Here is an 11546-nt window from a genome sequence, read left to right as displayed (position 1 = left end):
ATGTTGAAAAGGCTCTTCCCCCACCCCTGGCTCACTGTGGTGCTGATCATCTGCTGGGTGCTGCTGATGAACGACGTCTCGCCGGGCAATCTGCTGCTCGGCGCCGCGCTCGGCTGCGTGATCTCTTTTCGCGTAGCCGAAGGCCTGTGGCTGCGGCCGTTGCGCTTCGGCCGGCCGTGGCTGCTCGTGCGTCTCGCCTTGCGCGTGGTCGTCGACATCATCGTCGCCAACGTCGAAGTTGCGCTGCTCGTGCTCGGGCCGACGAAGCGGCTGCGCCCGGCGTTCATCGAAGTGCCGCTCGACAGCACCCATGAGATCGCGCTCACGTTACTCGTCAGCGTGGTCTCGTTGAGCCCCGGCACGCTGTGCGCCGAACTCAGCGACGACCGCGCGCGCCTGTGCGTGCACGTGCTCGACCTCGACGACGAAGCGGAGCTCATCGCGCTCATCAAGTCCCGTTATGAAGCCCCTTTGATGGAGATCTTCGCATGCTAGCGATCGTGATCCCGATCTCGCTCGCGATCCTCGGCATCGCGTTCCTGCTCACACTCTGGCGCCTCGTGCGCGGTCCGTCGCTACCCGACCGCATCGTCGCGCTCGATACCCTCAATATCAATGCGATCGCGTTGATCGTCTTGTACGGAATCAGCCTGCGCTCGACGGTCCTCTTCGAGGTTGCGCTGCTGATCGCCGTCATGGGTTTCGTGGGCACCGTCGCGCTCACCAAGTACCTGCAGCGCGGCGACATCATCGAACTCAACTAGCGCGAGGCGTGCCGATGCAAATCGTTATCGAAGCGATCGTTTGTGTGCTGCTGCTCGTCGGCAGTCTGTTCATGCTGATCGGCGCGATTGGGCTCGCGCGGCTGCCTGACTTCTTCATGCGGCTGCACGGGCCGACCAAATCGACCACGCTCGGCGTGGGCGGCATCGTGCTCGCGTCGGTGGTGTATTTCAGCTTCCACCACAACTTTGCGAGTCTGCATGAGTTGCTGATTCCGGCGTTTCTGTTTCTTACGGCGCCGATTAGTGCACATATGCTGGCGAAGGCTGGGATTCAGCAGGGTGTGCCGTTGTCGGAGGCGACGCGGGGGCGGCCGCCTGTTACGGGGGCGTGTGCGGAGCGGGGGGATACGGGGGAGCGTTGACGGCGGAAATGAAAAGCCCGTTTAATTTGGAATCAAATTGTGATTTTTCGGCCTACGCCTTTGATTCGAATTGGTCATGCGGTGTTGCCGACTGAATCGCCGTCGAGAAGGCTGCCGTAAGATTCCCCTGCCCGCACATGAGTTCGTCCGCTTCCATTGCACTGCTAAGCAAGTACGGGTCCAGTTTTCAAATCAATTTTTCTTGAACACTGATATGACTGACCTGGACTTCAATTCCGAGTTAACTTATAAATACCCTTGAGTTCGGCGATCCATTGCCTGTACCGAGTACTGCGGATTTGACTCAGGAGCTTGTCTATGCGGGTCACTTCAAGAAAGCGCCTTATTGTCGGTCTCGGAACGGCGCTGATTGCCGCCCTGCCGCTCTCGCGGGCCTCTGCCCAGTCCCCTGCAACCACCACGATGGTAGTGACCGCCACGGTGAACGCCAACTGCACCGTGAGCGCCACCGACATGGCATTCGGCGCCTACTCAGGCGCGCAGTTGGATTCCACAGCCACGATCACCGCGACATGCTCGAACGGGACGGCCTACACCGTCGGGCTCAATCAAGGCCTGACGGGCACGGGCGTTACGGACCGCAGGATGGCGGGGCCTGGCACCGACACCCTCCTGTACCACCTCTTCTCCGATACGACGCGCACCACGAATTGGGACGATGTGGGTGGCGCGAACCCCGCAACGGGAACGGGTACCGGTAGCGCTCAGGCCTTGACGGTCTACGGCCGGGTGCCGGCGGACCAGTTCGTTCAGGCAGGTAACTATAGCGACACGGTCACGGTGACCGTTTCCTATTAATCAGGCGCTCTAATCATCAAGCGCTTGACAGATCGGTGTGTGTCAGCGAATGAGGGAGTCCCTAATGGTTGCACTGAGAAGCGCTTCGTCAGCAGGGCGTATCATCCTTGCCGCTGCGATCCTGGCCCTGGCCGGGGCTCGTACCGCCGAGAGTCAGCAAACCACCGGGGGGTTGATGGTGGAGCCAGTGGGCGTCGTGTTCGCGCGCGGCCAGACTTCGGCAGTACTCCACATCGAGAACCAAACGGGCCGCGACGTCGCCTTCCAGGTGCGGCCCTATTCCTGGAGCCAGGCGGGCGGCGTCGATCAGCTTACGGTCACAGATGAATTGGCGGTCAGCCCGCCGATCGGCCACATTCGGACCGGGACAAAGCAGGTTGTGCGGCTGGTGCTGCGACGGCCGGCCGAGGAACAGGAGGCCGCCTACCGGATCCTGCTCGACCAGGTGCCGCCGCCGCGGCAACCTGGCACGGTGAATTTCGCGTTCCGATTTTCAATCCCGGTCTTCGCCGAGCCGGCGGCGACGGCGCACGCCGCGCCCCGGGTGAGTTGGAGCCTGCAGCCCGCTGGCGGCGAGTACTATCTGGTCGCGGTCAATAGAGGCACGAGACACGACGAGTTCAGCGATATTGCGCTGACCGCGGCCGATGGTCGCGCGATCGCGATCGACGAAAGCGGCTCGCCGTACGTCCTTCCCGGAGCGACACGCCGTTGGCGGATCCTGTCGAAGGGCTTCTCGCCTTCCGGACAGACGCTAAGGGTGACCGCGCACGCCGAATCAGGCCCGGTCGATCAACCCCTTGCTGGCCCGTGAGTGTGACCGGGCGCTCCTCGCGAAGCTGGCGGTCGCCACTCTTTTCTTCTTTGCCTGGGGTGCCGCACTGACAGGCGCGCGCGCCTCCGATGCGCCAGGTCCCTCTCCCGCTCCGCCTTCCGGCTCGGCGCAGCCCATAGTCCCGCCCGAGGGACAGATGTTGCTGCTGCTCGAGGTGGTGATCAATGGGAATCCGACCAACCTGATCGCGGACGTCGTCCTGCGCGACGGCGAGCTGCTCGCCACCGGCGAGTCCCTGACCAACCTTGGCCTGCGCGTCCCCTCCGGGGTCTCGCCGGACGCCAGCGGCTTATACGCCATCGGCTCGCTGCCGGGCGTGAGCGTGCGGGTGGACATAGCGACCGAGACCCTCTACATCACCGCCGCAGACAGCGCGCTTCTGACGAAACAACTGCGCCCGAGGAACCGCGCGGTCTCCGGCGCGCCCGTGGAAAGCAGCACCGGGGTTACGCTCAACTACGACGTCAACGGAGCTGTCACGAACGGCCGTGAGTACGGCAGCGGTCTCTTCGATGGGCGGTTCTTCTCGCCATTCGGCGTTGCGTCAACAGACTTTCTTGCCTTCGCCGGTTCTGCGCTCGGGGGAACTGGCAGCGCGCCCATCCGGCTCGATTCCACCTACGTCTACCCCGACGTCGGATCGCAGAACCGCTACAGCCTCGGCGACGTCATCACCGGCGGGCTCGCCTGGACCCGGCCGGTGCGCCTGGGTGGCGCGCAGATGAGCCACGACTTCAGCATGCGGCCCGATCTGGTAACGTTTCCGGTGCCGACCCTGGCGGGATCGGTTGCCGTGCCCTCTACGGTCGACGTGCTGGTCAACGGCACGCGGGCGCTCTCGCAGCAGGTTCAGCCGGGCCCGTTCGAGGTCCAGCAACTGCCGGTGATCACCGGTGCCGGCCAGGTGCAGTTGAACGTCACCAACGCACTCGGCCAGCAGGTCACCAGTACGTTGTCGTTCTACGCGAGCCCCAGCCTGCTCGCGCCTGGCCTGCAGACCTACTCTTTGGAGAGCGGGTTCGTGCGCCGCAACTGGGGCATCCTGAGCAACGACTATGGCGACTTCGCCGCCTTGGGCACCTACCGGCGCGGTCTCACCGACTACGTGACCATCGAGGCGCACGCCGAGGGGACGGCAGGCCAGTTCATGGCCGGTGGAGGACTGGTGGCCAACCTCTTCAACGTCGCCGTGGTGAACTTCGGCGTCGCCGGCAGCTTCGGGCGGGGCCAATCGGGCGGCGAAGTCGCTTTCGGTCTGCAGCGGACCGGTCAGCTATTCAGCTTCGGCGTCTCGGCGCAGCTGGCTACTAACAATTTCAGCGACATAGCAGCGACGCAGGGCAATCCCGTCCCGGTTCGGCAGATCACCGCCAGCGCCAGCACCGCGCTGGGCAGGTGGGGCACACTCGGCGTGGCGTGGGCTCAAATCGATCAGCCGAGGACGCTGTTCTTGTCAAGCGTGAGCGGCACGCCTTCCATCGTCCCACCGGGTTCCCAGTCGTTGCCGCTCGACACCGCCGAGCCGTTCGTTACCAGCCTGCATTCGAAGATACTGACGGCCAGCTATTCGGTGGCGCTGTTCCACAGCGTGTACCTGTACGCCACCGGTTTTCACGACTTCGCGCAAGGTAGCACCGGCGCCACGGTGGGCGTCACCATACCGATAGGGCGCCGCGACACGGTCAGCGCGAGCGGTCTCTATCAACGCGGGTCGCCCGCCGGGGCGCAGGTCCAGGCTCAGCGCTCAGCGGCGAACGTCGGAGAATTGGGCTATCAGGTCTATGCCGCCGGCGGCAACGTGGATCATGAGTTCGCCCAGTTGCAGTACAAGTCGCCTTTTGGGCTGTTCACCGTCGGAGGGGATCGCCTCGACAACGAGACGACGTTCCGCCTCGAGGCGCAAGGTGCCGTCAGTTTCGTCGACAACCGGCTCTTCCCCACCAACACGGTCAACAACAGTTTCGCGGTGGTGAACACAAGTGGAGTCGGTGGCGTTCATGTCCTCTACGAGAACCGCCCGGCCGGCGTGACCGACGCCCACGGGCAGTTGCTGGTGCCCGACTTGCTGCCCTGGATCGACAACCATCTGGCGATCGACCCGGGCGACGTGCCGATCGATGCCCAGGTTCCAGACGTCGCACACACGGTACGGCCGCCGGACCGTTCCGGCGTCGTGGTCCGTTTCCCGATCAGCAAATCAAATGGGGCGCTGCTTATACTGGTGGATGAGGCGGGGCGACCGATTCCCCTCGGCAGCTCGGCGACGCTCCAGACCACGGGTGCCATTGTGCCGGTCGGCTATGACGGCGAGGCCTTCGTCGAGAACCTTGACAAGACGAACCAGGTCGTCGTGCGACTCCCGGACGGCGATCACTGCGTGGTTTCGTTCAGCTACACACCGACCGCAAACGAAATACCCAGGATAGGGCCGCTGACATGCCGCAAAAACACCCCTTAGCGTCAGCCCGCGCTCTTGCGGGTCTTGCGTTGCTGATGTTCGCCGGGCTTGCCTGGGCGAAAGTCAAAAGCGTCGCCATCGCGTCGCCGAGAGTCGCCTTCGGAAACGTCTCGGGGTCCAAGTGTGTGTCCGATCTTTCTGATGGCATTCGAGGTGTCGTCGCGGCGAGGTGGGTACGCGCGTTCGCTCTGACCGCACTGCTTGTTGTGATTGCGCCAACTCCTGCTCATGCGGTCGCGGTGTGTACGCTATCCACAACGGGTGTCTCATTCGGGACGTTCTCAGGGACCGCGACGACCATTACCGGCACGATAACAATGAACTGCACCGGCACAGGAACCTCAACGGCCACGCTGGACCTATCCACCGGGAGTTCCGGGGTGTACACACAGCGCCAAATGGCCAGTGGCACTAGCACACTTGCTTATAACCTCTATACGGATGCCGCTCACACGACGATTTGGGGCAACAACGCTGGGGGAACTTCGCATTACAACACAGGGAACACTGTTAAGCCGCCCATAGTCATTACTGCGACGATTTACGGCAGTATTCCGGCGCAAGCAACTCCAGCCTCCGGTACTTATGAAGACTCCGTTACCGTAACTCTGACGTGTACGGCCGGTGGCGCGTGCACGCAAACGCTGGCCGTCCCCATCACGGCCCAAGTGCTGGGAGCCTGCACTGTGAGCGCATCAGAGCTCAACTTCGGTAACTACACGGGGGGCGCGAGCCTGACGACCGGCCAGGCCACGATCACCGCCCATTGCGCGGCCGGGCAGACCTACCTGATCGGGCTCAATGAAGGCTCGTACCCTGGCGCCACGACGACGTCGCGCAAGATGACCACAGCCGACGGCACCGACACCCTCAGTTACGGCCTGTATATCGATGCAGCCGACACGCTAAACTGGGGTAATAGTTTCAATGGGGCGACGCAGGATGTCGTAGAGGGTGTCGGGACCGGCAGCGATCAGGCAATCCCGGTCTATGGAAAGATTGACGCTGGTCAGTACGTCCGGCCAGGTCAGTATGAAGACACAGTCCTGGTGACCTTGCAGTTTTGAGCGCTCGAGGAATCCCGGGTGTGACTGCGAGTCTGGTCGTTCTCAATGGTTCGCCTACGGGGCCCATAGTCTGAGGCGTACGAAGGTCGCACAGACGGCTTGCATCGAGCTCGGCAGCCCTTGGGAGAACGGCTAGTGCGAAAGCTTCAACAGCAAGCTGCGCGACAAACTGTGATATTCCCGAGAGTTATTATTCAATTCGACGGTACCTGTTTTTTAGCCTGAGCATAAAAAGCCGACTAATGCCCAACAGAAACGGCCCTTGATGGGCCGTTTTGCTTTTGCGCGCGAACTCTACCCTGCTGGTCGAGCGAGATAAATCAGAACTGTGGGAAGCTTTGTGGGAGGTTTTCGGCGGAAGCCCACTTGGCAAAGCTTTGAAGGAAATTCTGGCGGAGAGAGGGGGATTCGAACCCCCGATAGGCTATTAACCTATACACGCTTTCCAGGCGTGCGACTTAAACCGCTCATCCATCTCTCCGGCGGGGAGCCGAATTATAGCAAACTTCGCGCCTTGCGCCACACCCCGGCCAACGCCACGCGCAAACCACCTACGGATGCCGGATATAGTCGACCAGCGCGATCGTATAAGCGTCCGCCTTGCGATCGATCAAACTCACCCCGATCGCCACGAGAAACCCCGCCGGCACGCCGAACACGCCCGAGCTTATCGGCTCGATACCGAACCAGCGCGCGCCCGTGAAGCCCGTCATCTGCGTGAAGAACGGATACGTCGACACGATGTAGTAGATGCACACGACGAGCCCAGCGACCATCCCCGCCACCGCGCCGAGCCGCGTCGTGCGTTTCCAGAACACGCCGAGCACGAGCGCGGGAAACAGACTCGACGCCGCCAGCGAAAACGCCGCCCCGACCAGAAACAGAATATTCCCGGTATTGAGCGACGCCACGTACGACGCGAACAGCGCGACACCCAGCAGCAGAATCTTCGAGATCGTCACGCGCCGCTGGCTCGACGCGTTCGGATCGACCATGTGGTAGTACACGTCATGCGACAACGCGTTCGCAATCGTCAGCAGCAGACCATCCGCGGTCGATAGCGCCGCCGCCAGCGCCCCCGCCGCGATCAAGCCCGACATCACGTACGGCAGCCCCGCGATCTCGGGCGCCGCGAGTACGACCATATCGGGCTGCATCTGGATCTCGCTCCAGCGCACGATACCGTCACCGTTCGTATCGGCGAGGCTGATCAGGCTCGGCTCGACCTTGCGCCATTGCATCAGCCATTGCGGCAGATCGGCGAAGTGATGGCCGACCAGATTCGTCAGCATCTCGTACTTGATCAGCACCGCGAGCACCGGCACGGTCAGATAGAACAGCGCGACGAAAAAGAGCGTCCACCCGACCGAGCGGCGCGCCGATCCGACCGAGGTCGTCGTGTTATAGCGCGTCAGGATATGCGGCAGGCTCGCTGTGCCGAGCGACAGACACAGCAGCAGCGACAGAAAGTTACGTGCATGCGTGCTGCGGTCTTCGTCGCCGACAGCAGGAAACGGCTCGTGCATCGGCACCGGCGCGGTCGCGCGCATCAGCATGTCGTCACGCTGCTGGCTCCAGACGATCTGCGCGGCGGCGGCATCGCGCGGAAACTGTTCGAGCGCGCGCTCGCGCTCGTTGATCTCGCGCAACGGACCGTTATGGCGGCGCAGATCGCCGACCTCGTGCGTGAGCCGCTGCTTCTCGTCGAGGTACGATTGCGGCAGCGTATCGAGCCGCATCTGCATCAGCGCGGCACGGCGTCGATAGTCGTCGCGCACGCGCTGTTCGAGCGGCGCGTCGCGCACCTGTTTCTCGAGCCCTTCCATGCGCTCCATCAAGCGTCCATAACTGAATTGCGGTACCCACCCGAGACCGTCCTTGTGGGCGATCATCGACACCGGTATCAGCATCGCGAGGATCAGGATGATGTACTGTGCGACCTGGGTCCACGTCACCGCGCGCATGCCGCCGAGAAACGAGCACACCAGGATGCCCGCGAGTCCGCAGAAAATGCCGACCGCGAAATCGACGCCGATAAAGCGTGTCGCGATCAGCCCGACACCCTGGATCTGCGCGACCAGATAGACGAACGAGCACAGGATCGCGGCGAGCGCCGCGAGGCCACGCACCGCGTGGCTCGAATAGCGCGTGCCGAGAAAGTCGGGAATCGTGTAGCGCGCGAGCTTGCGCACATACGGCGCGAGCAGGAACGCGACGAGGCAGTAGCCGCCGGTCCAGCCCATCAGGTACGCAAGGCCATCGTAGCCGGTCGAGTAGATCGAGCCGGCCAGGCCGATGAACGACGCGGCCGACAGCCAGTCGGCCGCGGTCGCCATGCCATTGAACGCCGACGGCACGCGCCGCCCCGCCACGTAGTATTCGACAAGATCCGACGTGCGCGACAGCACGCCGATGACCGCATACACCGCGATCGGCACGAACAGGAACACGTAGCCGATCCACACACCGGGACCGGTGCGGCGCTCGATGCGCCACATCACGTAGACGAACAGCAGGAAGCCGAGCGTATAAAGCGCGTAGGAGCGGATCAGCCGATGCGTGTGCTTCATCGGCTCAGCGTCCGCGCGCGGCCGGCGCGTTCGTGTCGGCGTTCTCGCGGCTCGCGAAATCCACGTTGGGACCGCTTGCGGCATCGCGCTGCGAATCCGCTTCGAATGCGCGCCGCAACTGACGATCGGCGCGCTGCATCAGCACGATATAAACGACGATCAACGCGAGGTAGATCAGGATCGCTCCCTGCGCGCCAAAGTAGAACAGCAGCCTGAAGCCGCCGACGCGCACCTGCGCGAGCGCGGGTGCCAGCAACGGCATGACGAAGGAGACGAAGAAGCCCAGCGTCATCAGCACGGTGATCAACGCGAGGTTGAAACGCCAGTACTTGCGATGCGCGAACGCCATCGCCGCCGAGACCCGTGGCGGTTCGGGCGCGGGATTCAACGTGGCATGGGAGGATGAGTGCGGCGCGGCCATGCGCCTATGTATCAAAAAGGCATCGGCCAGGCAATTGGGATTGTCCGCGCGATGCCGTGATGCAAGCCGGCCTCTCGAATCACGAGTCTCGCGCGACGCGGCCGCTAGCGTGTCCAACCACCACCGCCGCCCGCGCGAGACCCGTCTACAACGCTTTAAATCGACTCGCCGAGCTGATCGAGAATCGCCGGATTCTCGAGCGTCGACACGTCCTGCGTGATCTCCTCGCCCTTCGCGAGCGAACGCAACAGGCGGCGCATGATCTTGCCTGAACGCGTCTTCGGCAGGTTCTCGCCGAAGCGGATGTCCTTCGGTTTCGCGATCGGACCGATCTCCTTGCCGACCCAGTTGCGCAGTTCGTTCGCGAGCTTCACCGCCTCCTCGCCTTGCGGACGCGCGCGCTTCAACACGACGAACGCGCACACTGCCTCGCCGGTCGTCGCATCCGGGCGGCCCACCACGGCCGCTTCCGCGACGATCGGATTAGCGACCAGCGCCGACTCGATCTCCATCGTGCCGAGACGATGGCCCGACACGTTCAGCACGTCGTCGATGCGACCCATGATCGTGAAGTAGCCGCTCTCCTTGTCGCGCACCGCGCCATCACCGGCGAGGTAGAGTTTGCCGCCAAGCTCCTCGGGGAAATAGCTCTTTTTGTAGCGGTCCGGGTCGCCCCACACGTTGCGCAGCATCGACGGCCACGGACGCTTGACCACCAGAATGCCGCCCTGCCCGTTCGGCACGTCCTGCCCGGTTTCGTCGACGACCGCGGCCATGATGCCCGGCAGCGGCAGCGTGCACGAACCCGGCACGAGCGGCGTCGCGCCCGGCATCGGCGCGATCATGTGACCACCGGTTTCGGTCTGCCACCATGTATCGACGATCGGGCAGCGGCCACCGCCGACGTTCTCGTAGTACCACACCCACGCTTCCGGATTGATCGGCTCGCCGACCGTGCCGATGATGCGCAACGTCGACAGGTCATAGCTCTTCGGATGCACTTTCGCGTCGGCCTCGGACGCCTTGATCAGCGAGCGGATGGCGGTGGGCGCTGTGTAGAACAGCGTGACCTTGTGCTTCGCGATCATCTGCCAGAAGCGTCCGGCATCCGGATAGGTCGGCACGCCTTCGAACACGACCTGGGTGCCGCCGAGGGTCAGCGGCCCGTACGTGATGTAGGTATGCCCGGTGATCCAGCCGATGTCCGCGGTACACCAGAACACGTCCGTGGGCCGCCAGTCGAAGGTCCACTTCAGCGTCTGCGCGGCCCACAGCAGATAGCCGCCGGTGCAGTGCTGCACGCCCTTCGGTTTGCCGGTCGAGCCGGACGTATAGAGGATGAAGAGCGGATGCTCGGCATCGACCCATTCGGGCGCGCACTGGTCCGACTCGGCCTGCGTGAGTTCATGCATCCACAGGTCGCGCCCTGCGTCCCACGCGACCTTGCCGCCGGTGCGCCGATACACGATCACGCTCTTGACCTTCTCGCAGCCGCCGAGCGCGAGCGCTTCGTCGGCGATGTTCTTCAGCGGCAAGGCCTTGCCGCCGCGCATCTGTTCGTCGGACGTGACCAGCGCGACCGCGCCGACGTCGACGAGCCGCTCGTTCAGCGACTTCGACGAGAAGCCGCCGAACACGACCGAGTGCGTCGCGCCGATACGCGCGCACGCCTGCATCGCGACGATGCCTTCGATCGACATCGGCATATAGATGACGACCGGGTCGCCCTTCTTCACGCCGCGTTTTTTCAGCGCATTCGCGAAGCGCGATACGCGTTGCAGCAGATCCTGATAGGTGACGTTGGTGACGGTACCGTCGTCGGCTTCGAATACGATCGCGACGCGCTCGCCATGACCGGCCTCGACATGACGGTCGATGCTGTTATACGACGCGTTCAACTGGCCGTCTTCGAACCACGTGTAGAACGGTGCCTTCGATTCGTCGAGCACCTTCGTGAACGGCTTGTGCCAACTCAGCGTCTCCTTCGCGAGACGCCCCCAGAAGCCTTCGTAGTCGCGCTCCGCTTCGGCGGCTAGCGCCCGGTACGCGTCCATGCCGGAGATCGCGGCGCCCTTCGCAGTGTCAGCGGAGGGCGGAAAAACACGGCGTTCCTGAAGAACCGATTCAATCGCAGACATCGACAACCCCTTGGAAGATAAAACGAAAAAACTGTGCCGGCGCGCATCGCGCGCACTGGCCTTATCCTGTTCGCGCCGCCACGAGCGGCGC

General features: G+C 63.3%; 10 protein-coding genes and 1 tRNA gene. 7 read left to right on the top strand and 4 right to left on the bottom strand.

Features of this window, described 5'->3' with window-relative positions; all coding sequences use genetic code 11:
* From L0U81_RS05370 to L0U81_RS05340, 7 genes are all read left to right on the top strand, one after another.
* The gene (locus L0U81_RS05370; protein WP_233800592.1) at nucleotides 1-495 is read left to right on the top strand and encodes a Na+/H+ antiporter subunit E; all 495 of its coding nucleotides are present in this window, start codon (nucleotides 1-3) and stop codon (nucleotides 493-495) included.
* Nucleotides 489-764 carry a K+/H+ antiporter subunit F gene (locus L0U81_RS05365; protein ID WP_233800590.1) on the top strand — a complete coding sequence of 92 codons (276 nt, stop codon included), beginning with the start codon at nucleotides 489-491 and terminating at the stop codon, nucleotides 762-764. Before L0U81_RS05370 ends, L0U81_RS05365 begins: the two co-directional genes overlap by 7 nt.
* A gap of 14 nt (nucleotides 765-778) precedes the next feature.
* A complete protein-coding gene (locus L0U81_RS05360; protein WP_233800588.1) occupies nucleotides 779-1147 on the top strand; it encodes a Na+/H+ antiporter subunit G in 369 nt (122 codons plus the stop codon).
* A gap of 318 nt (nucleotides 1148-1465) precedes the next feature.
* On the top strand, nucleotides 1466-1966 hold the full coding sequence (locus L0U81_RS05355; RefSeq protein WP_233800586.1) for a Csu type fimbrial protein: 501 nt from the start codon (nucleotides 1466-1468) through the stop codon (nucleotides 1964-1966).
* 64 nt (nucleotides 1967-2030) lie between these two features.
* Entirely contained in the window at nucleotides 2031-2780 is a 750-nt protein-coding gene (locus tag L0U81_RS05350; RefSeq protein WP_233800584.1) for a fimbrial biogenesis chaperone, read from the top strand.
* A 157-nt stretch (nucleotides 2781-2937) separates the two neighbouring features.
* Nucleotides 2938-5259, top strand: coding sequence for a fimbria/pilus outer membrane usher protein (locus tag L0U81_RS05345; protein WP_233800582.1), 2322 nt, complete (start codon nucleotides 2938-2940; stop codon nucleotides 5257-5259).
* Nucleotides 5238-6326, top strand: a complete 1089-nt coding sequence (locus L0U81_RS05340; protein WP_233800580.1) for a Csu type fimbrial protein — start codon at nucleotides 5238-5240, stop codon at nucleotides 6324-6326. The genes L0U81_RS05345 and L0U81_RS05340 overlap by 22 nt, the downstream gene beginning before the upstream one ends.
* A 390-nt stretch (nucleotides 6327-6716) precedes the next feature.
* Here L0U81_RS05340 and L0U81_RS05335 read toward each other — a convergent pair.
* From L0U81_RS05335 to acs, 4 genes are all read right to left on the bottom strand, one after another.
* Nucleotides 6717-6807 (bottom strand) — tRNA-Ser (locus L0U81_RS05335).
* A 70-nt stretch (nucleotides 6808-6877) separates the two neighbouring features.
* Nucleotides 6878-8896 carry a sodium:solute symporter family protein gene (locus tag L0U81_RS05330; RefSeq protein ID WP_233800578.1) on the bottom strand — a complete coding sequence of 673 codons (2019 nt, stop codon included), beginning with the start codon at nucleotides 8894-8896 and terminating at the stop codon, nucleotides 6878-6880.
* A gap of 4 nt (nucleotides 8897-8900) precedes the next feature.
* Nucleotides 8901-9317 carry a DUF4212 domain-containing protein gene (locus L0U81_RS05325; RefSeq protein WP_233800576.1) on the bottom strand — a complete coding sequence of 139 codons (417 nt, stop codon included), beginning with the start codon at nucleotides 9315-9317 and terminating at the stop codon, nucleotides 8901-8903.
* Nucleotides 9318-9472: 155 nt separating this feature from the next.
* On the bottom strand, nucleotides 9473-11455 hold the full coding sequence (gene acs, locus L0U81_RS05320) for an acetate--CoA ligase (protein WP_233800574.1): 1983 nt from the start codon (nucleotides 11453-11455) through the stop codon (nucleotides 9473-9475).
* Between the last annotated feature and the right edge of the window lie 91 nt (nucleotides 11456-11546).

This window comes from Paraburkholderia sp. HP33-1 (assembly GCF_021390595.1).
In the GTDB taxonomy this organism is placed as follows: domain Bacteria; phylum Pseudomonadota; class Gammaproteobacteria; order Burkholderiales; family Burkholderiaceae; genus Paraburkholderia.
The sequence above is the reverse complement of the archived record's forward strand: the minus strand, read 5'-3'. Positions and strand labels throughout refer to the sequence as shown.